Genomic DNA, 24,524 nt, shown 5'->3' with positions numbered 1-24,524 from the left:
AAGAAAAACTGGGAGGAATTAGAAAATGAGTTATACTGATCTGAACATCCCGACTCGAACAATTATGACACCTGGTCCAGTTGAAGTAGATCCAAGAGTTCTCAGAGCGTTATCTACACCGATTATTGGCCAATTCGATCCATCCTTTCTAGCACTTATGGATGAAACGATGGAGCTGCTACGTTCTGTTTTTCAAACGAGCAATAAGCAAGCTTTTCCAGTTGATGGGACATCGAGATCTGGAATCGAAGCTGTATTAGCAAGTGTTATTGAGCCTGGCGATAAAGTGCTTATTCCAATTTTTGGGCGGTTTGGTCATCTGTTAGTTGAGATCGCGAATCGCTGTGGCGCAGAAGTGTATGCGTTAGAAAAAGAATGGGGACAAGTCTTTGATCCAGAAGAAATAATAAAAGAAATTAAAAAAGTAAATCCTAAGTTAGTAGCGATTGTCCATGGGGAAACATCTACCGGGCGTATGCAACCATTAGAAGAAATCGGCCATTTTTGTCGAGAAAATGATGTGCTCCTTATTGTTGATGCAGTAGCTACACTTGGTGGGGTGCCGTTTAAAACCGATGAATGGAATGTTGATGCGGTAATTGCTGGTACACAAAAATGTATTGGTGCACCTACAGGGATGGCACCGGTAACGTATAACGAGCGCATCGAAAAAATCCTACAACAACGGAAAAAAATTGAGCAGGGATTATCTTTAGATTCCATTAACCCGAGAAGAATCCAAAGTAACTACATGGATTTGAGCCAGATTCAAGATTACTGGTCTCCAAACAGACTGAACCATCATACAGAAGCTACAACGATGCTGTATGCGCTTCGTGAAGCGCTTCGTTTGATTGAGGAAGAAGGATTAGAAGCGCGATTTGAGCGGCATAAGATACATGAAAAAGCATTGGTACTAGGACTTCAAGAGATGGGACTTGAATTGTTTGGAGATGAAAAAAACAAAATGCCAGTCGTTACGGTCGTAAAGGTCCCTGGTGAAATAAACGAAGCGCAAGTGAGAGCAACAATGATTAATGAGTTTGGAATCGAAATTGCTGGGGCGTTTGGTTCATTAAAGGGACATGTATGGCGAATTGGGGCGATGGGATATAGCAGTAGAAAAAGCAATATTCTTAGTGTCCTAAGTGCGCTAGAAGCAACGCTAATATATTACGGGGCGAAGGTTAATCGTGGGGAAGCCTTACAAGCAGTGCTCGCTTTTTATCAAAGCATCGAGAAATAGCGTTAAAAGATTTTAGAATAGAGCAGTTAAATAGGTGATGATTATGCCATTATGGAATAGCATATTTCTTGCTTAATTGTTATTTCATGTGGCATCAGCCTAGTATAGGTATGGTTTAAAGGAACTGATTAGTCTCATTAGCCACGACACCATAAGAAAATATAGCGTTGTAGCTAGTTGAACATCATGAACTTATTAATTTTTTAAAACGAATACAACATAGGGGAAGTGAACAACGAAATGAAGAAGGAAATATTAGACTCATCAAATTGGCTTGGTGGCGTACAGTGGCTAATGTATATGTTCGTAAATACGGTTGTTGTACCGATTACTATTGGCGCAGCATATAAGTTGCCACAAAGTGATATTGTTAGTATTATGCAGTTTTCATTTATTTTAGGGGCTATAGCTAGTATATTGCAAGCAGTGATTGGACATCGTAGGCCTATAATGTCAGGCCCATCAGGATTATGGTGGGGAGTTATTTTAGCACTTACATCTATCTCTGCAGCACAAGGGGTTCCTTTAGATGTTATTGGAGGAAGCTTAACAGTAGGTGTTATTATATCAGGTATCTTAACGATTCTTGTAGGAGTTACTGGTTTTGGTTATTATTTAGAAAAGTTATTCAATCCTAGCGTTATGGGCGTATTTATGTTTCTATTTGGCGTCTCTCTCTGTATCACTTTCTTTAAAGGAATGCTAGGAATTTCTGGTGGAGAAGCGACAATCAATATTGGAGTTGGATTATTAGCAATTTTTATTGCGGCATTTGTATTAATTATTACAATTAAAGCGCCAACGAATATTGCTCAATATTCGATGCTTATCGGGATTGTTATCGGATGGCCTTTATTTACAGTTCTTTTCGGTAATGAAAGTCAGCTTGGTGGGGGAACCGTATCCATTCAATTGCCTGTTTTCCCATTAGGAGAGCCAGCATGGAACATTGGAATTATTATTACAGCTGTTGTGACTGGTATACTCAATTTGTCTAAACAATATGGTTCCATTAAGGGAAGTAATTTTATCTATGAAAATGATGAGCCTACAAGTGGAGACTATCGCAATTCCTTTGTAATCACTGGGGTAATGAGTATCATTTCTGGTTTTCTAGGCTTAGTACCATATTCTCCGTTTGTATCATCAATTGGATTTTTACAACAAACAGGGATGATTAGACGTATGCCGTATATTTTCGGCTCTGTCATGTTTTTATTTATGGGTATTATTCCACAGGTTGGATATTTCTTTACGTTATTACCTTTAAGTATTGGTAGTGCGGTATTGTTTGTATCATATGTTCAGTTGTTTGGATCGTCAATGGATTGGTTCGTAAAGGTGAAATTTACGACATCCAATTTATATCGAGCGGGTATTCCGTTGTTTTTAGGAATCATCTTGATGACTCTTCCTGCTGAAGTATTTGAATCACTACCTGGATATCTTCGTCCTTTACTTTCAAATGGCTTATTAATGGGAACGATTGTCGCAATTATGATGGAAAACATGGTGAATTGGGATCATGCGCCTGCAACTGCAAAGGAAAAGGATAAGGAAAGCGTAGGGAATATCACACAAGAAATTAGTAATGAGGGAGCTCATTAAATAATAACATCGTGTCTCGGGATTTTGACATAGTCATTGTCCTTGGGGCACGATTTTTTATTTGTATAAAAGCTCTAAACTTTCTATTCCGAGTAGTGGTGGCCGTGCCCGGGGAAAGCGAACCTTTTTTAATTGCTTTGGTGTTGTTCAGATATTGATACAAATATACATATTTTTACTCATCCACTTTTTGTCGTTTTTTCATGTAGGATTTTTTTAGATTAATAATTATTTTTAATGTTTTTGTAATGTAAGTAAATCTTATTTTATTCGCCTGTAATGTTGATTAGCGTATGCTTTTATTGAGGTTAGGAATCATTTTATTTGCTATCTATCACAACAATACGGTTAGGAGGAAATAAAGATGGCAGAACAAAATGTAGTAAACGAATCAAAAACATTAGTACCATATTGGGTGAAAGTTGTTATTGTATTTACATTAGGGTGGGTTGCGTTGTATGCAACGCGAACGATTTTAAATCCACTAATGGACAACATTCAAGTAGACTTTGGGCTAACAAATGCGCAGCTTGGATTAATTATGAGTATTTTCTTTTTAGGATATGCAGGGATGAATGTTCCATCTGGAATATTAGGAGATAAGTTAGGGAAAAAACGTGTCCTTATTCCTGGGGTTATTCTATTCGGTGGATTTGCAATTATTACAGGAATGATGCCTACTTTCTTTTACTTTATGGCAGCATGGTTAATGGTTGGTATTTTTCAAGGGTTCTATTATGGACCGCAATACGGACTTTCTTCTGAAGCAATTCCTACAAAGCGAATAACATTAGGTAGTGCAATTATAAATAGTGGGATGGCTTTTGGTACATCGATTGGGTATTACATTTCAACCTATACAGTAGATGTTTGGGGCATGGACTGGAGAACACCATTTTACATTATTGGTGTACTCGTTATCTTGATTGGCCTTGCAATGTGGTGGGTCATTAAAGATAAGCCAAAAACAAAAGATGAACGAGCTGCTGATAAGGTAGCTGAAAATAAAGTTAAACTTGGAGACTTATTTAAAAATAGAAACTTAATTATGGCTTACATTACAATATTCTGTGCGATTTATGGCTTTTTTGTAATCATTACATGGCTTCCATATTACCTTGAGCATGCACGTGGCATTACAGGTGGATCTGTTGCATTTGTTTCTTCGCTTGTACCATGGGCTGCAATTCCAGGTTCTATCTTATTTAGTTGGATTGCTGACAAAATGGGAAAACGCCGTCCAGTATTACTCGTAATGCTTCCACTTTCCATATTGGCTGTTATATCTATCGTTGCATTTGATAGCATGACAGTACTTTATATCGCATTAATCGGGTACGGTATTTTCGGTAAAATTAGTACAAACCCAGTACTAGTTGCTGTAGTTGCTGATAATGCACCAAAGCACGCTTATAGTACATCCTTTGGCGTATACAACTTTATTGGTATGTGTGGATCTATCTTAGCCCCATACATTACTGGCTTCCTTACTGATATTACTGGTAGCTTAAACACAGGCTTTTATTTCGCAGCGGGACTTCTTGTAATTGGTACGATTGCTAGTATCTTTATCAATGAAGATAACCGACCAAATGTAGAGCAGGCTCAAGCTTAACACTGAGACCTTGAAGTACTAACAAGCGAGTAAGTGGACATATTGTTCATTCACTCGCTTTTTCGTTGTTTTCCAATTTGAGGGTTATTTCTTTAGATTGTACATAGGTTATAAGTATGAATTATTTATTCGAGTCGAAATGTAGGTGTTTGGATTATTTTTACACATTCATTTAACAAAGTGACTATCTTTCGTTATAATAAAAACCGACTACAAATATAAGGAGTAGATCAATGAATTGGTATGAAAAGTTAAATCAGTATTTTCCTGTGGAAGAAATGAAATCAAGAGAACACATGGAACTCCTCTTGGATGAAAAAGGAGACGTTTATTATAAGGATGAAGGGAAATATCATGTCCTTATGTATGCAGAATTTGAAACGTTTCTGTTTATTGACTATTTATGGGTATCTTCACAAGCAAGAGGACAAGGTATTGGTCATAAACTAATTGAAAAGCTAAAAAAGAAAGAGAAGCCCATTATTTTAGAAGTTGAACCGATTGATTACGAGGATTCAGATACTGAAAAACGGCTTCGTTTTTATAAAAGAGAAGATTTTTCTCATGCGCAATCAATTGGGTATAATCGACGTTCTTTAGCAACCAATGAAGAAACACCCATGGAGATTTTATATTGGTCTCCAAATGATGAATCAGAAGAAATGATATTTGAACAAATGAAAAAAATGTATGAAGCCATTCATACGTATAAAGATAAAGAAATATATGGAAAATCTTATCAGCATGTGGATGAAGTGTTAAGCTATGATGAAAATAGAGATACAGACGATTTATTAGAAAACTTAAATGTGCCAGAAAAAGCGTAAAGAGAGGAATTATAGACTTGTCCTATTGAGAATAGGATAGGTCTTTTTTCAATTTACATTGGAGTTCTAAATTATGTTTTGCCTCCCCTTACAAAAAGAAGTGCTGATTTTAAACTTTATCTAAAATATCTGGTGAAAATATTTTCAAAGGAGGTGTTTATTCTTTCTTTATTTGGGGAATGTTACAATTAAGTGAAAATCAAATGTAACGTTTAGAAAATTATCGATTTTTATTTGAAATCCCCTACCTTTTACTTGACAAATATAGTATACTTACAATAAGAGTTATTTAAAGTAATTATTATTTAGAAAAATGAACAAATGTGAGTATTTATGAAAGTAAATATAGACATAGAATGAGGAGTGAAGTTTCATGGTAACACTTTATACCTCACCAAGTTGCACATCTTGCAGGAAAGCAAAGGCGTGGTTGGAAGAGCATGACATACCGTTCAAAGAACGTAATATTTTCTCCGAACCTTTAACATTGAATGAAATAAAGGAAATATTGCGCATGACTGAAGATGGAACTGATGAGATCATATCAACAAGGTCCAAGGTATTTCAAAAGTTGGATGTGAATATTGATCAATTGCCATTAAAGCAGTTGTTCGACTTAATCCAACAAAATCCTGGTTTGTTAAGAAGACCAATCATCCTTGATGAGAAGCGATTGCAGGTTGGATATAATGAAGATGAAATTCGTCGTTTCCTTCCAAGAACAGTTCGCACATTTCAGTTACGAGAAGCACAGCGCATGGTCAACTAATTGTCAGCTATCTTGGACAATGTTAAAATAAAAAGCGGAGATCACAGTTGGTAGATCTGCGCTTTTATTTTCGTTTACAAATTTATCATATCTTTTTTGGCTTCTTTTGATGACAAATTACGTTTATTCCTTTAAAATTATTATTTAAATCTATATAAATTAGGCGTATACATTTTCCTAGTATGGTTTTGAAACATACAATAATGGAAATAGTTAATTACAATACTAGGAACTAATCAGGGATATAGATAAAAATGACATCCTCAAAAAATAAAGGGTGAAGAAACTCCCACCTGAATGAAGTGATGAAGGGAGAGAAGAAGATGGAGATAGAAAGAATTAATGAAAATACGATCAAGTTTTATATATCTTATATGGATATTGAAGATCGCGGCTTTAATCGAGAAGAGATTTGGTACAATCGTGAGCGAAGTGAACAGTTATTCTGGCAAATGATGGAAGAACTGAATTATAAAGAGGATTTCAATGTAGAAGGTCCATTATGGATACAAGTACAAGCAATGGAAAAGGGACTTGAAATCATTGTAACAAAAGCACAGATGTCTAAAAATGGAGAAAACCTTGAGATTCCTACCGATGATGGAAATATGATTGATATTTCTATTCATGAGAAGGTAGAGAGTTTATTAGAGGAAAAGTTAGATAATAAGAATGTGACAGAAGATAATGACACAGAAGAGGATACGGGAAATTTTTGGCTTATCGTTGATTTTGCTAGCTTTGAAGACGTCATTCAATTAAGTCATTCCTTTGAAGATGTAAAAGATGATATGAAATCAGTTCTCTACCACTATGAGAATAAATACTTTTTGTATATAGAATTTGCTGAAGAAGTGGAAGATGAGGATCGTCAAGAAGACTTAATCAGTAGAGTACTGGAGTTTGCGGATGACGCAGACACGACAATTCATATGTTAGATGAGTATGGAACTTTAATATTTGCAGAAGATACATTTGCACAAGTCAGGAATTATTTTCCGGTACAGCCATAGATACCTAATAGAGAGGTATCTATTTTTTTTGTCTATAAAATGGACAAGACGAATTTCTAATGGGTGTAAATGAAAAGAAGGAAAAGCAGTAAAAGGTGTCGAATAGATTAAGGCAGGAGGTGGTTTCCCCAATGCTACAAGCTTTGTCAGAACACGGGAAGGAAGTTATTTTAGCTACTCTTGCTAAGAATGACATTAATCAGCTTCGCAAGACGACCCGCTTTTATTGTCCAGCTTGTAAACAAGAAGTGCTTATTAAAGCAGGCTCTCACGTGATTCCTCATTTTGCACACCAATCCACAAAACGTTGTCACACTCACCATATTGGAGAGGGTTATTACCATGAACAGGGCAAGCTTCAGCTTTACCAATGGCTACAATCATTAGGATACAAGCCCAATCTTGAAGTTTACCTTCGTGAAATATCACAGCGCCCAGATATTTTCCTATCCATTAACAAAAAGCATATTGCGCTTGAATATCAATGTGCAACCATTTCCTCCGAAGAATTTAGACATCGAAATCTTGGTTACCAGCGAATTGGAATTACGCCTATATGGATATTAGGAGGAAATCGATTACAAAGGAAAAGGAATCAACAACTGAAGATTAATGCAAATACTCGATTGTTTATTCATCAATTTAAGCAGGAGCATCCTACGAAGCTATTTTTTTATTGTTCGAATTCAAAACAATTTCTACGTGTAAATGATCTCTATTTTTCTAATCAAACAAGTGCATTTGCCCATTTTCAATTTTCTAGTTTAGATAAGCTGTCATTGCAATCGATGTTATTAAACACATTTGTAGACAAGCAAGAATTGTACAGGAAATGGGAAAAAGAAAAATATCGCTTTCGTTTATATGGTGGTAGAGGTGTGGGAAAACAGGCTGGTCAATGGCTAACATGGCTGTATAAACACCAAACGTCGATAGAACATTTACCTTCTGTTGTTTTTCTACCTGTTCCACATGCACATGTGATCAATCGGCCACTTTGGGACTGGCAAAGCAGAATTTGCTTATCGATTATAGAACCACTTCCAATAGGAGCTTGCTTCTCCCTTACTGCTTGTAAAAACCTCTTAAACCCTCATGAAATACTTTCTGGAGCTTCTCCTATCTATGCATACCTTCAGATATTAATCACTCTCGGCCTCCTACAGGAAAAGACACATGGAATATACGAAAAAATCAAACCGCTGCAATTTCATCAACATGTTGAACAGGCAGTCTATGCTGATCGTTCTTTAATGCACTATTTACGAACGCTAGAACGAAATACTAAGCATGATTCTCAAGAAAACAGTCATACTATATAAAGATGCTGACATTTTTGAGAAGGTAAAAACTATATTCATGAATATTATTTCGAGATCCGAAGTGTTATATTTTGAAAGAATAGAATGGATAAAGTAAAATTACCTCTATAAGGTTTTCATATGTGGATCTGTAAGGGATATGAAGTGATGAAAGGTAGAAATGATGTTAGACAAAAATGAAGTCTAACAATCGTATAAGAGGAGGAATGAATATGAGTAAATCAACGAATGAACTTCAAAAGAGAAGTGATGTACCAGAAGAACTGACATGGAGATTGGAAGATATTTATGCAACAGACGAACATTGGGAAACTGAATTCGCAAGCTTAAAACAAGACTTTCCAAAGATAGAAAAGTTTAAAGGAAAGCTCGCACAATCTGCTGAAACGGTATATGAAGCATTTAAGCTTCAGGATGAATTATCGGAGCGGCTAGGAAAGCTCTATACATATGCACATATGCGTTATGATCAAGATACAACCAACTCTTTTTATCAAGCAATGAATGCAAAGGCAGATAATTTATTGACGCTCGCATCTAGTGCAATGAGCTTTTTCGTCCCGGAATTATTAAGTATTGAAGAAGATAAACTCCAAGGGTTTTTAAAGGAAAATAAGGAATTACAGCGTTATGAGCATACGATTAAAGAAATTACCAGACAGCGCGAACATGTGCTTAGTGAGCGGGAAGAAGCAATTTTGGCAGAAGCGTCGGATGCGTTATCTACTCCATCACAAACCTTTAGTATGCTGAATAATGCTGATCTATCTTTTCCAACCATTAAAAATGCAGATGGAGAAGAGGTTGAGCTTACACACGGTCGTTTTATTACGTTCCTAGAGTCGAAGGATCGTAACGTCCGTGAAGCAGCATTTAAAGCAATGTATCAAACATATGGAAGCTTTAAAAATACATTTGCATCCACACTTTCTGGAAATGTGAAAACCCATAATTTTAGTGCTAAGGTACGGAATTATGATTCTGCTCGTCAAGCAGCTTTAGATGATAATAACATCCCCGAGGAAGTGTATGATAATTTGGTAGCCGCAGTTAACGAGAAGCTCCCCTTGCTTCATCGGTATGCGAAACTACGTAAGCAAGTATTAGAAGTTGATGAGCTTCATATGTATGATATGTATACACCGCTCGTAAAGGATGTTGACATGAAGATATCTTACGAGGAAGCACAGCAATATGTAATCGATAGCCTAGAACCGCTTGGACAGGAATATACGGATATCGTAAAAGAAGGCTATGCAAATCGTTGGATTGATGTAGAAGAAAATAAAGGAAAGCGGAGTGGCGCGTATTCATCTGGTGCATATGGTACAAATCCATACATTTTGCTTAATTGGCAGGATAATGTGAATGATTTATTTACATTAATTCATGAATTAGGGCATTCTGTACACAGTTATTATACGCGAAAATTCCAGCCTTATCGTTATGGAAACTATTCTATTTTCGTAGCTGAAGTAGCTTCAACCTGTAATGAAGCATTACTAAATGATTATATGCTGAAGCATGTGGACGATGAAAAACAAAAGCTATATTTATTGAACCACTTTTTAGAAGGATTTCGAGGCACTGTATTTCGTCAAACAATGTTTGCAGAATTTGAGCATGAAATTCATAAGCATGCTCAAAGTGGAGAAGCGTTAACCGCTGGCAAATTAACGGAGATTTATTACAACTTAAATAAGAAATACTTTGGCGATGGGGTTGTTTCTGATGAAGAAATTGGGTTAGAATGGGCACGCATTCCGCACTTCTATTACAATTATTATGTTTATCAGTATGCTACTGGTTATTCGGCAGCAACAGCGCTGGCAAGCAAAATTTTAACAAAAGAAGAAGGTGCGGTTGATCGTTATCTCGACTTCTTGAAGTCTGGAAGCAGTGATTATCCAATCGAAGTATTGAAAAAAGCTGGTGTGGATATGACTTCCAAACAACCTATTCTAGATGCACTCGCTGTTTTTGAAGAAAAATTAGATGAGATGGAGAAACTCCTTTTAAAAGGATAAATTCCTAATTGAGTATACAATAACTGAGAAAGCAAGCCTATTAAAAAAAAGAATGACTGTGTTGCAGCAGTCATTCTTTTTTATCGATATATATCAAGTTGTTTTAGCGCATTCTTCCACGATATGCATTTTTATGTGTAAAGGTATAAATGGTGAAATAAATCGAAAAGAACAAAAGTGGGAGTGTAATATAGAGTGGAATTAATCGCATTAATCCGAGTATGTTAAGAAAGAAGGCAATGATTGTTAACGTAAGAAAGAGAAAAGGCATAAGTTCGCGCATAAAACATCCTCCTCATTTAACCAGTTCTATGAATATCCTATGCATGTACGAAAGAAAATAGAAGGATTGTGACTAAGTGAACAAAAAAAGTGACATTTTTGTGAATACATGAGCAAAGCTATTGAAAGTAATGCTAGGACTTGTTATTATATAAATGTGAGATGAATCACAAACAAAACCCCTTTGTTTGATCATGAATCTTTCTCCCATCCCCCTTTGTTTAAATACAAAGAAGTGAGAAACGAAGGATATACGTGAAAACGTATATCCTTCATTTTTTTTGATTTTATATCTTCATTTAATAAAACGCCAAAATGTCCCGTGTTTTACTGGAATCTTGTTCACGATTTGCTTTAATTGAAGTTTTTTCATTTCGCGCTCGGCTTTTGCAAGCGACCAGTCATAAACAACAGCGATTTCTTTTGTTGCGACCATATGATAAAAGGCTACAAAATCTTCTAAAGGTGGTTTTTCAGATGGAATTGGACGTTTTTGCAAGATTTCATTTAAAACACGTACATAGATTTCATATGGATAAAGACCAGAAACTTTAATGCCTTGTTCATCGATCCGTTGATTAAAGAATACCATTGTAGGAATATAATCAACTTCCATTTCATTAGTCAGTTTAATATCACATTGAAGTGCTTTTCTGGCAGAAGTAGAATGAAGATCATTTCTAAATTCATGAATGTCTAGCCTTGCCTCACGTGCACAATCAATTAAAACACGTTCATCTGATATATTCTGTTTTTTTAAAAATAGGCTTTCTTGAACCTTTCTTAGAAAAACGCGCCCTGCCTTTTTTCCTTGTAGTTCAGCCGCTTTTATTGCTATGGCAGCAATTCGAGGAGATGAAATCGGATTTTCCAGCCATAGATCGCCATCACAGCTCATTCCAGTCCGTTTTGCAGTACGCTCCCAAATTTCTTTTAATTTTTTGGGTTGTTGAAAATGGTCTTTATTTAGTGGATTTGCATAGCTGCTTAGAATAGGCCGAATCGTAAAAAAGCGCCCATATTCGATAGAAAGTTTTTTGAGATATGGTTCCAATGACCAGCATTCTGGACACAAAGGGTCAATAAATACATAAATTTCAATTGGTTTTTGAACAAAATCAAAATAGCTATATTGAGGCGATGTGTTTGTTTTTGTTGAGCTATTTAGCTCAGTCTGCTTCCAACTCACATCGATTCTCCTTTCTGATTATTCTGGTGTGTTCATCATATGGTTAGCAGTCATGCTTAATTTTTCAAAGATTGCGGTACGGTATGGTTCTTCAATTTCTACTTCCGCAAGTGCTGCTTCCATACAGGCTAACCATGCATTTCTTCTAGAAGGAGTAATTGCAAATGGCAGGTGTCTCCTTCGCATCATTGGATGACCACGTTCTTCGGTATACCACTTCGGACCACCGAAAAATTGTGTTAAGAATAATCGTTGCTTTCGTGCTGTTTCAGTTAAATCGTTTGGAAAAATAGGTATTAATTGTGGATGATTTCCTACACGTTTATAAAAGGCAGTAACGAGTCTTCCAACCGTCTCCCAACCACCTATTGCTTCATATATTGTGCCAGCTTCTTTCATTCATATGGCTCCTTAACTAGTTTGTATATATTGTAGCAACGTAACTTGTCATGGGCAACTTATCTGATTAGCGTCCATGAATATTAGGAACGAAGCGTAGAAAAAAAGCGCTGAATTTTATTTGGTGTTGTTCGATGTTCGATATTCAAATGTGTGAGGATTTGATCGAATGCTTGTTGTCCTATTTGTGCGTTAGGGGCTTCGAGTTCAAATTCATAATCGGAAGTTCCATGATACGTACTAAAATCAAGAACGAGTAAAACATCTTTATACTTACATTCACGACGTGCTGTCACGAGGCTACCATGATAAACAAGCTCATCGATGGATATTCCTAGCTTGACGAGCTGCTTTGCGGTATGATGTTGACCTCGGATGTTTCCTTTAAGCCAATCCTCTGCTTCTTCTTTTGTTAACGAATCATGCGTTTCAAGAAGCCCTTCTGCAGCAGGTTCCTTTAATGTTAGCTGATATTTACCATTTTTTTCACGAATACGCAGTGCGCTTTGTCTATCTTTTAAAGCAAAGTTCCTTGTTTCAAAATAATGATTCGTTTGGATAATGGGCTGTTCTGGAAAAGGGAAGGCGAATAATAATCGATCGAACTCCTCTTTTGTAAGTAAGTTTTTATATTCAATTTCAATTTCTTGTGCCATACGTTTGCCTCCACATGCTTGGACTACTGAATTAATATTGATTATGGCGAATCTGAAAGAAATATGCAAAGATTATCCTTTTCAGATCATTATGGTAAAATAAGGACGATACTTGAAATCCGATATTAGGTGGTGTGTAATATGAATTGGGAAGCAATACTTGCTCCTTACGCACAGGTCGTGGAAGAATTAAAGGTAAAGCTGAAAGGAATGCGTGCACAATTTGAATATGAATCACGGCATTCTCCAATTGAGTTTATAACTGGAAGGGTAAAGCCAATTCAAAGTATTTTGGAAAAGGCCGAAAAAAAGCAAATCCCATTAAATCGAATTGAAAAAGATATTCAGGATATTGCAGGTGTACGTGTTGTCTGTCAGTTTGTTGATGATATATATACGATTGTCAATATGCTCCGTTCTAGAGGAGATCTTATTATTATCGAAGAAAAAGATTATGTGACAGAAAAGAAGGATAGTGGATACCGATCTTTTCACATGGTGATTGAATATCCGGTTGAAACGATTCATGGTAGAAAAAATGTGATTGCCGAAATACAAATTCGTACATTAGCAATGAACTTTTGGGCAACGAATGAGCATTCATTGAATTATAAATATAAGGGAAGAATTCCGGAGCAAATTAAACTCCGCTTGAAGCTTGCGGCAGAAGCTGCATTTAAGCTTGACGAAGAAATGTCTAAAATTAAAAATGAAGTACAGGAAGCACAACGCATTTTTCATCGAAAACGGAATTAAGATTCAACAAGAAAACAGGATGGATACATAAAAGATTACATACTAGTAGCATGGTGACAAAAGGGGATGACAGAATGAAATTTAAAATCGTATCAAAAGGCGATCGCCGTTCGAATCAAATTAAGGCAACAATAAAGCAATATTTAACGGATTTTGACCTCGTATATGATGTAAATGAACCAGATCTCGTCATTTCTGTTGGAGGCGATGGCACTTTACTTGAGGCATTTCATCGCTATATTCACCGCCTCGAAGAAACAGCTTTTATTGGAGTGCATACCGGGCACCTTGGTTTTTATGCAGACTGGTTACCTGATGAGGTTGAACGCTTAATTATTGAAATCGCAAAAACGCCTTTTCAAATCGTAGAATATCCATTACTTGAGGTGATTATTCGTTCGCACGCTGGTGGAAAAGAAGATAGGCACCTTGCATTAAATGAGGCAACGATAAAAACATCAGAAGGTTCTGTTGTATTTGACGTGGAAATTAAAGGCGAGCATTTTGAAACGTTTCGCGGGGATGGACTATGTGTTTCAACTCCATCTGGAAGTACTGCTTATAACAAAGCACTTGGAGGCGGAATTATTCATCCCTCCATCGAGGCAATCCAGTTAACAGAAATGGCATCGATTAATAATCGCGTATTCCGTACGATAGGATCTCCGTTAATATTGCCAAAGCATCATACATGTTTATTAAAGCCGATGGTGGAACGAAGCTTTTTAATGACAATCGATCATATCACATTAAATTATACGAATGTAAAATCAATTCAATGTCGCGTAGCAAAGGAAAAAATTCGGTTTGCTCGCTTCCGTCCATTCCCATTTTGGAACAGAGTTCGTGATTCCTTTGTAACAGAAGATAAAATCTAAGCGGAAGTTTATAGAAATATTCAAGTAATATTGGGAAATTTCTCATAATCGCAGGTGACTAAGGTTGAAATGGATAATTCATAAAAAACAAGGTGGCATGCTTATTCGTGATTATTTACGAATAGAGCATGCATTTTCGAGGCGAATTATAAAAGCAATTAAGTTTGAAGGTGGGGAGATACGTGTTAATGGAGAAATCAAGAAAGTGAATGAGCCTCTCGCAGAAGGGGATGAGCTTTCAATCCGTTTTCCAATTGAAAAAAAAGCTGCATATATGAATCCAGCAGCTATCCCATTGGATATCGTGTATGAGGATGAAGCGATTTTGGTCATTAATAAGCAAGCAGGAATCGCTACCATTCCATCGCTAAATCAAAATGAGCTAACGATTGCTAATGGAGTATTAGCCTATTATGAGCAGAAAAATATCCCTTATACCATTCATATTGTTACGAGACTAGATCGAAATACATCTGGATTGTTACTTATTGCCAAGCATCGCTATGCGCACTCGCTTCTTAGTAATTCGCAAATTGCTGGACATATACATAGAAAATATCGAGCTATTGCAGAAGGCGTTTTACAAAGTAAATCAGGCAGTATCCGTACGAAAATCGGAAGAAAAGAAGGTTCCATTATCGAACGAGAGGTGCGAGAAGATGGGAAGGAGGCTGCTACAAATTACACGGTGATAGCCGAAAAAGATACGCATTCGCTTCTTGATATCGTGCTGGAAACGGGGAGAACCCATCAAATTCGTGTGCATTTTTCCTCTATCGGACATCCACTTGCTGGTGATGATCTATATGGTGGAAGTACCTTACGAATAAAACGCCAAGCCTTACATTGCCGAGAGCTTGCTTTTGAACATCCTTTTACAAAAAAAGAGCTTACCTTTCAAGCAGCTATGCCAACAGATATGGAAGCGTTATTGAAAAATAGCCCTTGAAGTTAATTGTAAGTTCTTGATATGAATGGGGGAATAAAGTTGCGGTTTATTTCGGTTGTAGAATATGATTCAAGCTGGAGAGGTACGTATAGAGAAGAAGAAGCACTTGTAAAGAAGATTCTTCAAAAAGAATTGATACGCAGTGTTCACATCGGTAGTACGTCGGTACCTGGACTCAAAGCAAAACCTATCATTGATATGCTGCTTGTCGTTCAAAGCATTGAAAGGCTAGATACGTTTTCCAAGGATTTTTCAGATGCCGGCTATGCGGTTATGGGGAACATGGCATTCGTGGAAGAAGATTTTTTTACAAGGGGAATCAAGAACGCACGCACCATATTCATGCCTATAAGTATACCAATATCGGAGAAATCGAACGACATGTAGCTTTTAGAGATTTCCTTTGTGAACATAAAAAGATAGCTGAACAATATGGAGAATTAAAGCACCAGCTTGCAATGCAATACCCATTTGACTCAGAACAATATTGTAATGGAAAAGACTCTTTAGTAAAGAAAATCGAAGACGAAGCACTAAAATGGTATTGGACAGTACGTTGAGCAGTATGAAATAGCATAATATGTAAGCCTGTTTCTCTAAGAAACAGGCTTTTTTTTGTTAATGGTTTGGAAATGACCGAAATTTTTCTGGAACAAAAGGAAGGGAAGAAGGTACGGAAACGATTGATTCTTCAGGTAAACGAAAGGCGGTTAGCGCATTTCCAAAAACACAGCCTGTATCTATATTTACTGTTTGATTGATAAATCGAGGTTCAAGTACAGGCGTATGACCATATACAATCCAGTCTGCTCCATGATAATGCTTGGCCCAGTCACGACGTATTGGTTTACCAGCTTCATCGAACTTCCCGGTAATATCTCCATAAAGTACAAACGTCTCTGTTTTCTTATCTTTTTTTCCTATGAGGCTTTCTTTAATACCAGCATGTGCAATTATTGCGTTCACCTTTGGCAATTGAAGATAAAGGTCTGCCTGCTCATATAGCTCCATAAATTGCGTGCGAATAGTATGTTGCACATCCGGTGATAGTGCTTTGAATTCAGCAACTGTCGTTTCTAAGCCATGCTGAATCTTTACATTGTTTCCAAGAAAGTAGCGATAAAGCTTATTGCAATGATTCCCAGGAACATAAGCTGCTACCTGATGAATGTGGACTAACGCATAGACGAGTTGAATGACTTTCATCGATTCTGGTCCCCGATCTGTAATATCACCTAAAAAGATCGGGATTCTTCCATCAGGGTGAACAAATATTTTCTTTTGCTTCTGATAGCCGAGTTTTTCAAACAGCTGACAAAGCGTGTTATAGCAACCATGGACATCACCAATTACATCAACTTTTATTTTCAACTCCTCCTATCGAAATGGCCTGCTCCTAGGAAGAGGAACAGGCCAATAAGTTAACATTTTTAAAACGGGTTGTTAAGTAAACAGAGCTGAGTATTACTAATCCTGCTATTAGTATGCCAAATTCCGAATTAATCAAACATAAATGTTCGGGTACGGGAATGCACATTTAAGACAATACCAATCGCAATTAAATACGTTAATGTTGAGGTTCCTCCATAGCTAAGGAACGGAAGCGGCAACCCTGTAATCGGAAGCAACTGGATGGACATGCCGATGTTTTGAACAATTTGATACGTAAACATACCAATAAGTCCGGTAACTAAATAACTCCCATAGCTATCATTACTTTGGATACCAATATGAATCATACGGTAAATTAATAGGAAAAACAGTGTAATGACAACACTTGCTCCGATAAAGCCAAATTGTTCAGCAATTGCTGTAAAAATCATATCCGTATGTCGTTCAGGAATATAGACTTCGAATGTGTGCAAGCCTTTGCCGAAAAGCTGTCCTGAGCCAATAGCGAGCATTGCATAAACAAGCTGGAAGCCTGAATCAGGATATTTTTCGGGGTCAATCCACCCATAAAAACGACTTGCGACATGATTAAAAACGGATTCATCTAGAAATGTCCCTATAGATCCAGGGAACAGCTTATAAGCAACAAATAAAACGGCTAAACTGCCTATACCAACTCCAATTATAGAAAAAATAACTCGCCAGCGAATACCTGAAACGAGAATCATTGCACTAGCAATAGCTGCTAACACGAGAAACCCGCCCAAATCTGGCTGTACTGCAATTAACCCCATTGGTGGCAGGGAAACTATCGCAATTTTAACGAGTAGGCCTAGATCACTATGCACTGTTCGATTCACGTATTTATGATTATGGCGGGTAATGACGTCAGCAATTGCAAGTACTAAAAAGATTTTCATAATCTCTGCTGGCTGGATTGTTCCGAGAACAGGAAACTTTATCCAGCTGACAGCGTTGTTTGCTTCATAAACAATGGATGAAGGAAAGTTGAAAAATAGAATGAGCAAAAGGACCATGCCAAGCCCGTATAGCCACCAGGTTATTTGTCTAAAACGGTCATAGTCAATAAGCATGACGAAAATCACCGCAATTCCGCCCAACACATACCATACCGCTTGCTTTATTGGAAAATGGTAGCCTTCATATTTAGCTGGTAAGGTTGGTTCAATGCTATATATCGTAAAAACACTAATTACACCTAACAATATAACAATGAAAATTAGTGTGCTATCTAAATTTAATTTTGTATGATTTGATTGGTTCATTTTTTAACCTTGCTTTCTCTAATTGATGGATTTTTTTAGAACCCTCCATGCTTTAGTTTACACGATTTCCAACATTATTTTAAGTGTCTTTTTAAAAAGAGTACGAATTCAGTAGAAAATACCGCTTTCAATTTAAAAATTTTGTATGACAACATATTTAATGTATGGTATAACTAATAGGTGTTTTAGCATAAACGCTTGAAAGGATGTGTATAGAATGGAAAACAATGATAGATTAAATCAAAGTCTAGAAAATCTCGATTATGCCTTAGTGAATGATGACATTGGTGTTTTTCGACAGGATTTTTTAGATTTACATCCCTATGATCAAGCGATGTACTTTATGGAACAAATAGAAAGCTATCGAATGAAAATATATGCCTATTTATCTCCGCTAGAGGTAGCAGGATTGATGGAGCATATTGAATTAGATGATACAACATCGTTTTTTACGGAAATGGATCCTCGATTTGCTTCAGCAGTGTTAGCGGAAATGGCTACAGATGATGCTGTAGATATCCTTAATGAAATGGAAAAGGATAAAGTAGCAAGCTTTCTAACCATCATGGATAAACAAGCAGCAGAGGAAATCAAACAGCTTCTCCACTATGAAGAAAAAACTGCCGGAAGTATTATGACGACAGAATTTGTCGCAATCGATAAAACGAAAACCGTACAGGAGACGATGCTCCAGCTTAAAAAAGAAGCGCCAGAAGCAGAAACGATTTATTATTTGTATGTCGTTGATGAAGATAAACGGTTAGCTGGAGTAATCTCTCTTCGTGATCTGATTATTGCGGATGATCATGCGATAATTGGAGATTTAATGAGCGAGAAGGTTGTTTATGTATCTGTTGGCAAGGATCAGGAAGATGTTGCGCAAATGATCCGTGATTACGACTTTTTAGCGTTACCTGTCGTCGATTTTCAAAATCATTTACTCGGTATTATTACTGTTGATGATATTTTAGACGTTATGGAAGAAGAAGCAAGTGATGATTACTCGAAATTCGCAGCGGTATCAGATGTAGATCGCCCAGATGAGAATGCATTTATTGCAGCGAAAAAAAGGCTCCCATGGTTAATTATTCTGTTGTTTCTTGGAATGCTAACCGCAAGCTTAATTAGTCAATTTGAAGATACACTGCAAAAGGTAGCTGTATTGGCTATTTTTATCCCAGTCATTGCTGGGATGGCAGGAAATACAGGAACACAGGCACTTGCTGTTGCTGTACGAGGGCTTGCTACTGGTGAATATGGAAAAGGTGGAAAGCTAAAGTTAATTCTTCGAGAAGGGGCTACCGGCCTTATTACTGGCTCTGTATCTGGTATAGTCATCGCCCTCGTTATCTTTCTATGGAAGGATCAATTGTTTTTAGGCTTACTTGTCGGCTTCTCTATTATGGTGACACTGATCGTAGCGACCTTAACCGGTTCATTAATTCCCATTTTAATGGATCGTTTGAAAATAGACCCTGCTGTAGCCTCAGGTCCATTTATTACAACCATTAATGATATTATTTCCGTGTTAATTTATTTCGGAATGGCTACATTGTTTATGAATCTGTTAATATAATAAGCTCATTCTATTGATGATTTGCTCCATTGCCATAGCTTTTAGCTAAGGTGGTGGAGCTTTTTTCATTGTACAGAATTGTATTCATAAGGATTGTAAATAGGCAGGAACACAATTTTAAAAATTGCTACATATACTAGAGTGTCAACTTTAAACAAAGGGAGAGAGAAGAATGGGCGAAGAACGTTACGCTAAAAACCCGTTATTGTATATTAATCAGCCAAAGGTTGTAAAGCCAGAGGCGCGTATGCAACATCAATATGTAACACCAAAAAAGGAAAGAAAAACCGTACAACCGATTTCTATACCATCCAGTCCTAATACAAAGGAAATAGAAAAACAAAGGAATACGGAGCCAAAGCCAGTCCGTAAAAGACCTGCTTTAGGAAACGTTACAAAACCACAGCAAACAGAAGAAAAGGAAACGAATACAGCAGCTGTAGAGCACGTCGAAGAAGACATAGAGTCTGAATCTGATTCTGATCCGCATGTGGAAGGCTATGAGCAAAATAAAAAATTTAAAGAAATGACATTAAAAGAACGTATAGAATACTTTGCTAGGACGCCTAGCCATATTCCAAAGATGCGCTGCGAGTTAAAAACAGAAGAGAAAACGTATCGCGGGGTAATCACTGATTTTGATGGTGAAAGCATTACTATGAGAACAGGTCGAAGAACACAAACGATAACAATTCCTTTTGAGGCTGCACAGCAAGTACGAATGCTAGGATTTTAATAGCATTCATTCGCTTGTGGAAAATGGAAGCATGATAAAATACCCCATTGCAATGAGGGGGGCTCGTTGCAATGGGAATAAAGGAAGACTATGCGTTACCAAAAAGAGAAACTGCTGGTAAGCAAGTAACGTGACAGAAGCAGTGTAGATCAACTGTGATACAAATACCTGTTCCGTATAAATTAGTTGTTTCTTGCTTGCACGGATCATCAAGGTGCTTACAAGGTGTATTTTCATCTGCAGATTTAATTAATTCTATTACAGCACAGCAATCATCATCGACACGCTTTACACGGAATAAGAAGCTTGCTTTTATCGGACCTGTACTGTTGTCAGCACTGTTTGGCAAAGCACCGAAGCCCTTAAATGGCTTACAGGAGTCTTTGCAATAAAGAATGATTGGTACCGTGTCTAAGCCATTACCTGGCTCAGTTTCTCCTAATAGATCGCTAATTGATTGCTCACAGCTTGTCGTACAACAATTCTCTACAACATCGTTTTGAGCGGCCTCGATTTCCTTTAGAATGTCACATACACATTGGCCAGTTTTAAAATCTTTACCACATCCACAACCCATGAATGAATTCTCCTTTCTTGTGTTTGATGACTTATCCCTAATAGAATATGTACGGTCGCTTGGAAGGTGTGGGCAGCTGTTTGAATTTAGAAAAAACAAGAAAAAAGCTGCTGAATCCAACTTCTAAATTAATTCGTAAATACGGGCAATCGTCCATACATTCCACTTTTGACCACATAAACTATTAACGACTAACATGCAAAAGGAGTGATAGCAGGATGTCCGAAAAAAATAAAAAGGTAATCCATGTGCGGGATCTTGTCATTAAGGCAGATCAAGTACATCTTGAGCAGCCACCTCCACCGCGTCGTAAATCACCATTTTGGGGATTCGGTCCCGATGATCGTGAGCACGAAAGCAGAGAAGATGGGAGAGAATCTCATAATCAAACTTCGATGAGAAGACAGCGTGGAGAAGAAGGGGAGGAAGGAGAGTCCTCCAATAGAGAACGCGTAGATCCATTTTGGGGTAGACCGATGAGAAGAGAGCCGGAGCATGTTGAATCAGCAAGCAAGGAATCGGAGTCACATGAAAGCAGCAGTCACGAAGATGAGGAAAGTAATGATGATCGTCGTGAGCGAAGGCCATTTTCTTGGATTTAATCATTAAAGCACAGCTTATTACCTGTTCGTAGCCCAACTGCTTTTAAGGATGAGACAAAACAAGCGCATTTGTATCAAAAATCCGAATAATTCCTTGCAGTTTGAATATCGATCTGCTTTTTACCACTGGCATAAGCAAGTCATCGGCTCAAACTGTTCCCGCTGGAGTCTTACTCATTTCAACTGCTAGATAAATCTACTTTATTAATTTTAAATGAATGTCGTCCATATTTCGCTTGGATTTTTGGGTATAAAATTGTTTTGTCCCAGCCTCTTTTTTTTGAAAATATGGACAGACATCTAGTAGCTGTTAGCTCATAAAAAGTGTTGGTATGGTATGCCCCGTAATGTTGAGGAGGAGGCGATAACATGGCAGAAAAGCCAGAAATTCCATTTGTCAAACAGTTGGATATTATAGAAAAGCATTTAGATAAAAATGAAAAATGGTTTCAATACCCCGAGGGAAGAATGCTTGACTTCGATAAAATGATGAGTTCATGGAATACCGGGTTTCTTGAGCAAATGCAGCAGCTTGAAAAAATCATGAAGGATTTAGAAAAGCAATTTGGTGATTGATAATAGGTTTCATCATGTATAAGAAAGGGTATAGCTAAATAAGTCATAAATTTTTGTTGTTTAACGAATCATATAGTAAGAGAAAAGGCATTTGCTGGAGGGGGTATTTATATGGGGTATATCCTACCAATTCAAAGCTTTCAATATACGGATTATCAGAGTCGTCTAAACAAACCAACCAATTCTATTCCTACCGTTGAAAAACCTTATAAGGTTGTGTTTGAATCACAATATGAAGATGTAAAAGAAGAGCCAAAGCAAGCAAGTGGTGCTTTCCCAAAATATTATCAACAAAAATTGTTTGAGGAAGCACGAGGTAAAGACTCTTTCCCGTTATTTACAGGGAAGGGCTATTATATAAATGAACACGTATAATATAAAAGGCAAGTGCAAATCGCACTTGCCTTTTATATATGAAAAAGCATCCCTGATTAATCGCTTTCTCTTTTTTTCTCTTCAATGAATGGCTGAAGAAAGAGCTTTTGTCCTTTTACATATTCACCATAAAAAATATCTTTTACACTAGTATAACCTTGCCGTTTTATCTCGTTATGAAGCCATTCTTCTGTTAATCCAGCTTCAATGATATTATCCATTAGTATCTCCCCATCACTAACAACTGTGAAGGGTAAGAACGGTTCCGTTGGATAAACATTTAAATCTTTTTTATTTGGTGACTGATAGTCGGCTTTCTTTAAAACAGACAATTGTCCATTCGTTTCTAGAATGGCGTATTCTACTTCTTGCACAGAAAAAACATCCTTTACGCGCAATAAATGCTGTAGCTCGCCAATATCAATTTTATTTTTCTTCATTTCTTTGCGGATAATATTTCCTTTATGGATAACGAGAGAAGGCTTTCCTTCTAACAAATACCTTGTACGTTTAAACCTCTGCGTGGTAATTTCTACACCATATAATAATCCACCCCATAAAATAATGACAAAGGCAATTTCTAGGATGCCTGCTTCTTTATCGAACAAGGCGTTTCCCACGAGCTCACCTAATATAACTGCCGAAATAAAGTCAAATGCTGTAAGCTGTGACATTTGGGTTTTACCGAGAATTTTAGTTAGCACAAACAAGGCAAAAAAACCAAAAATCGTATCAACGAACATTAGCAAATACGAATGCATGTCTGTCCCCCTAACGCAATATCATAATAGTCTTAGCGTAACCAGTTAAAGGGAAGTCATGCGTTTCACCAATAAAAAATCAGGCTCTATGCGGAGAGCCTGTTGTTCGTGTAGAATTTATAATTCATTATGAAAATTCATTATCGGTTTACGAGTTCTTTCAGCATGGTAACATGTGGAATACCAGCATCGATAAATTCCTCTGAAATGACCGTATATCCTAGTCGTTCATAAAACGCAATTGCATGTGTTTGGGCGTTTAGCTTTGCTCTCGTGTACCCGTGCTTCTCGATTACCGCTTCCATTTCTTTAATCATCTGTTTTCCGTAACTTTTTCCACGGGCTTCTTTAAGAACACAGATGCGTTCTAGTTTCCCGTAGTTATCAACGAAGCGTAGTCGGCTTGCTACAATAGGCATCTTGTTTTCATAGCCAATAAAATGAATCGATTCTTGGTCAAAGTCATCGAGTTCTTCTTCTGGAGGTACATGCTGCTCTTCAACGAATACGACCATTCGAACGTAGAATGCATCATCGATTTCTGCTTGGCTTGTTGCGATTTGGATGTTCACAGCTGTTCCTTTCCAAAGACAAAGCTTTCATATACTGTCCATGATCCATTTTCCAATTGATACAAAAGCTGAAAGCGATCGATACGATCCTCAAAATTAAAGGTTTTCATTTTCAAGCTTCCAAAAACATCAGAATACTCATCATGTAATAAATTCTGACCAATCGTAATATGGGGGACAAACGGATGCTCATTACTTTTAGGGAACTTGCCAGAATGCATGTGCGCATATAGATCATCTAGCTCTTTCATTGGTTCTACCTTTAAGTAGATTGTGTTCGTTACTGGGACGAAGGAGCTAACCTTCTTAATTGAAATAGAAAATGGATCTGTAGCGTTTGCGATTTTCTTTAATTCTATAACGAGCTCATTTATTGTATGATCGTCTGCTTCAAATGCTTCTTTAATGGTAATGTGAGGTGGAATTAGTGCATAATGTGGGTCATAGCGTTTTCTATATGAATTCGCTTCATCTTGGATTTCTTTGGATGGAAAAATAGCAATACCATATCTCATTGTAAAACCTCCTATTTTAT

At 37.1% G+C, this 24,524-nt stretch carries 28 protein-coding genes; 18 read left to right on the top strand and 10 right to left on the bottom strand.

Features of this window, described 5'->3' with window-relative positions; all coding sequences use genetic code 11:
- Positions 1–25 precede the first annotated feature (25 nt).
- From QBK89_RS02400 to pepF, 8 genes are all read left to right on the top strand, one after another.
- Positions 26–1,246, top strand: coding sequence for a pyridoxal-phosphate-dependent aminotransferase family protein (locus QBK89_RS02400; RefSeq protein ID WP_284139413.1), 1,221 nt, complete (start codon positions 26–28; stop codon positions 1,244–1,246).
- A 240-nt stretch (positions 1,247–1,486) separates the two neighbouring features.
- The gene (locus QBK89_RS02395; protein WP_284139412.1) at positions 1,487–2,854 is read left to right on the top strand and encodes a uracil/xanthine transporter; all 1,368 of its coding nucleotides are present in this window, start codon (positions 1,487–1,489) and stop codon (positions 2,852–2,854) included.
- A 364-nt stretch (positions 2,855–3,218) separates the two neighbouring features.
- Positions 3,219–4,469, top strand: a complete 1,251-nt coding sequence (locus QBK89_RS02390; protein WP_284139411.1) for an MFS transporter — start codon at positions 3,219–3,221, stop codon at positions 4,467–4,469.
- A 233-nt stretch (positions 4,470–4,702) separates the two neighbouring features.
- The gene (locus tag QBK89_RS02385; protein WP_284139410.1) at positions 4,703–5,296 is read left to right on the top strand and encodes a GNAT family N-acetyltransferase; all 594 of its coding nucleotides are present in this window, start codon (positions 4,703–4,705) and stop codon (positions 5,294–5,296) included.
- A gap of 373 nt (positions 5,297–5,669) precedes the next feature.
- Positions 5,670–6,065 (top strand): transcriptional regulator SpxA, encoded by a 396-nt coding sequence (spxA, locus tag QBK89_RS02380; protein ID WP_284139409.1) that lies wholly within the window; start codon positions 5,670–5,672, stop codon positions 6,063–6,065.
- A gap of 323 nt (positions 6,066–6,388) precedes the next feature.
- Positions 6,389–7,078, top strand: coding sequence for an adaptor protein MecA (mecA, locus tag QBK89_RS02375; RefSeq protein WP_284139408.1), 690 nt, complete (start codon positions 6,389–6,391; stop codon positions 7,076–7,078).
- A gap of 131 nt (positions 7,079–7,209) precedes the next feature.
- Positions 7,210–8,400: a competence protein CoiA gene (locus tag QBK89_RS02370; RefSeq protein WP_284139407.1), complete on the top strand. Its 1,191-nt coding sequence runs from the start codon at positions 7,210–7,212 to the stop codon at positions 8,398–8,400.
- A 212-nt stretch (positions 8,401–8,612) separates the two neighbouring features.
- Positions 8,613–10,427 carry an oligoendopeptidase F gene (gene pepF, locus QBK89_RS02365; RefSeq protein WP_284139406.1) on the top strand — a complete coding sequence of 605 codons (1,815 nt, stop codon included), beginning with the start codon at positions 8,613–8,615 and terminating at the stop codon, positions 10,425–10,427.
- Positions 10,428–10,530: 103 nt separating this feature from the next.
- Here the strand turns inward: pepF and QBK89_RS02360 are convergent, their stop codons facing one another.
- From QBK89_RS02360 to QBK89_RS02345, 4 genes are all read right to left on the bottom strand, one after another.
- Positions 10,531–10,710: a hypothetical protein gene (locus QBK89_RS02360; protein ID WP_443089741.1), complete on the bottom strand. Its 180-nt coding sequence runs from the start codon at positions 10,708–10,710 to the stop codon at positions 10,531–10,533.
- Positions 10,711–11,004: 294 nt separating this feature from the next.
- On the bottom strand, positions 11,005–11,898 hold the full coding sequence (locus tag QBK89_RS02355; RefSeq protein WP_284139405.1) for a ClpXP adapter SpxH family protein: 894 nt from the start codon (positions 11,896–11,898) through the stop codon (positions 11,005–11,007).
- An 18-nt stretch (positions 11,899–11,916) separates the two neighbouring features.
- Positions 11,917–12,297 (bottom strand): globin domain-containing protein, encoded by a 381-nt coding sequence (locus tag QBK89_RS02350; protein WP_284139404.1) that lies wholly within the window; start codon positions 12,295–12,297, stop codon positions 11,917–11,919.
- A gap of 83 nt (positions 12,298–12,380) precedes the next feature.
- The gene (locus QBK89_RS02345; RefSeq protein WP_284139403.1) at positions 12,381–12,953 is read right to left on the bottom strand and encodes a CYTH domain-containing protein; all 573 of its coding nucleotides are present in this window, start codon (positions 12,951–12,953) and stop codon (positions 12,381–12,383) included.
- Positions 12,954–13,094: 141 nt separating this feature from the next.
- Here QBK89_RS02345 and yjbM point away from each other — a divergent pair, with 141 nt between their 5' ends.
- The 5 genes from yjbM to QBK89_RS15085 all read left to right on the top strand — a co-directional run bounded on the left by yjbM (position 13,095) and on the right by QBK89_RS15085 (position 16,096).
- Positions 13,095–13,709 (top strand): GTP diphosphokinase, encoded by a 615-nt coding sequence (yjbM, locus tag QBK89_RS02340; protein ID WP_284139402.1) that lies wholly within the window; start codon positions 13,095–13,097, stop codon positions 13,707–13,709.
- 74 nt (positions 13,710–13,783) lie between these two features.
- Complete coding sequence (locus QBK89_RS02335; protein WP_284139401.1) at positions 13,784–14,587, top strand: NAD kinase; 804 nt, start codon at positions 13,784–13,786, stop codon at positions 14,585–14,587.
- 64 nt (positions 14,588–14,651) lie between these two features.
- Positions 14,652–15,536 (top strand): RluA family pseudouridine synthase, encoded by an 885-nt coding sequence (locus QBK89_RS02330; protein WP_284139400.1) that lies wholly within the window; start codon positions 14,652–14,654, stop codon positions 15,534–15,536.
- Between the two features lie 39 nt (positions 15,537–15,575).
- The gene (locus tag QBK89_RS15090) at positions 15,576–15,923 is read left to right on the top strand and encodes a GrpB family protein (RefSeq protein WP_349774617.1); all 348 of its coding nucleotides are present in this window, start codon (positions 15,576–15,578) and stop codon (positions 15,921–15,923) included.
- The gene (locus QBK89_RS15085) at positions 15,824–16,096 is read left to right on the top strand and encodes a GrpB family protein (RefSeq protein ID WP_349774619.1); all 273 of its coding nucleotides are present in this window, start codon (positions 15,824–15,826) and stop codon (positions 16,094–16,096) included. Before QBK89_RS15090 ends, QBK89_RS15085 begins: the two co-directional genes overlap by 100 nt.
- Before the next feature lie 58 nt (positions 16,097–16,154).
- Here QBK89_RS15085 and prpE read toward each other — a convergent pair whose 3' ends face one another.
- Entirely contained in the window at positions 16,155–16,901 is a 747-nt protein-coding gene (prpE, locus tag QBK89_RS02320) for a bis(5'-nucleosyl)-tetraphosphatase PrpE (RefSeq protein WP_284139639.1), read from the bottom strand.
- A gap of 134 nt (positions 16,902–17,035) precedes the next feature.
- Positions 17,036–18,214, bottom strand: coding sequence for an FtsW/RodA/SpoVE family cell cycle protein (locus QBK89_RS02315; protein ID WP_284139399.1), 1,179 nt, complete (start codon positions 18,212–18,214; stop codon positions 17,036–17,038).
- A 217-nt stretch (positions 18,215–18,431) separates the two neighbouring features.
- Here QBK89_RS02315 and mgtE point away from each other — a divergent pair, with 217 nt between their 5' ends.
- Positions 18,432–19,790: a magnesium transporter gene (gene mgtE / locus QBK89_RS02310; protein WP_284139398.1), complete on the top strand. Its 1,359-nt coding sequence runs from the start codon at positions 18,432–18,434 to the stop codon at positions 19,788–19,790.
- 172 nt (positions 19,791–19,962) lie between these two features.
- On the top strand, positions 19,963–20,526 hold the full coding sequence (locus QBK89_RS02305) for a CotO family spore coat protein (RefSeq protein WP_284139397.1): 564 nt from the start codon (positions 19,963–19,965) through the stop codon (positions 20,524–20,526).
- A gap of 88 nt (positions 20,527–20,614) precedes the next feature.
- On the opposite strand, the gene QBK89_RS02300 is transcribed toward QBK89_RS02305, so the two are convergent.
- Positions 20,615–21,103 carry a CotY/CotZ family spore coat protein gene (locus tag QBK89_RS02300; RefSeq protein WP_284139396.1) on the bottom strand — a complete coding sequence of 163 codons (489 nt, stop codon included), beginning with the start codon at positions 21,101–21,103 and terminating at the stop codon, positions 20,615–20,617.
- A 218-nt stretch (positions 21,104–21,321) separates the two neighbouring features.
- On the opposite strand from QBK89_RS02300, the gene QBK89_RS02295 reads away from it, so the two are divergent.
- From QBK89_RS02295 to QBK89_RS02285, 3 genes are all read left to right on the top strand, one after another.
- Positions 21,322–21,705 (top strand): hypothetical protein, encoded by a 384-nt coding sequence (locus QBK89_RS02295; RefSeq protein ID WP_284139395.1) that lies wholly within the window; start codon positions 21,322–21,324, stop codon positions 21,703–21,705.
- Positions 21,706–22,074: 369 nt separating this feature from the next.
- Positions 22,075–22,281 (top strand): hypothetical protein, encoded by a 207-nt coding sequence (locus tag QBK89_RS02290; RefSeq protein ID WP_284139394.1) that lies wholly within the window; start codon positions 22,075–22,077, stop codon positions 22,279–22,281.
- 111 nt (positions 22,282–22,392) lie between these two features.
- The gene (locus QBK89_RS02285; RefSeq protein ID WP_284139393.1) at positions 22,393–22,656 is read left to right on the top strand and encodes a hypothetical protein; all 264 of its coding nucleotides are present in this window, start codon (positions 22,393–22,395) and stop codon (positions 22,654–22,656) included.
- A 56-nt stretch (positions 22,657–22,712) separates the two neighbouring features.
- On the opposite strand, the gene QBK89_RS02280 is transcribed toward QBK89_RS02285, so the two are convergent.
- The 3 genes from QBK89_RS02280 to QBK89_RS02270 all read right to left on the bottom strand — a co-directional run bounded on the left by QBK89_RS02280 (position 22,713) and on the right by QBK89_RS02270 (position 24,504).
- Positions 22,713–23,417, bottom strand: coding sequence for a DUF421 domain-containing protein (locus tag QBK89_RS02280; RefSeq protein WP_284139392.1), 705 nt, complete (start codon positions 23,415–23,417; stop codon positions 22,713–22,715).
- 140 nt (positions 23,418–23,557) lie between these two features.
- On the bottom strand, positions 23,558–23,989 hold the full coding sequence (locus tag QBK89_RS02275) for a GNAT family N-acetyltransferase (protein WP_284139391.1): 432 nt from the start codon (positions 23,987–23,989) through the stop codon (positions 23,558–23,560).
- Positions 23,986–24,504: a YjcG family protein gene (locus QBK89_RS02270; RefSeq protein WP_284139390.1), complete on the bottom strand. Its 519-nt coding sequence runs from the start codon at positions 24,502–24,504 to the stop codon at positions 23,986–23,988. Before QBK89_RS02270 ends, QBK89_RS02275 begins: the two co-directional genes overlap by 4 nt.
- Positions 24,505–24,524: the final 20 nt, after the last annotated feature.

It is taken from the genome of Virgibacillus sp. LDC-1, from assembly GCF_030137545.1.
GTDB lineage: Bacteria > Bacillota > Bacilli > Bacillales > Amphibacillaceae > LDC-1.
The sequence above is the reverse complement of the archived record's forward strand: the minus strand, read 5'-3'. Positions and strand labels throughout refer to the sequence as shown.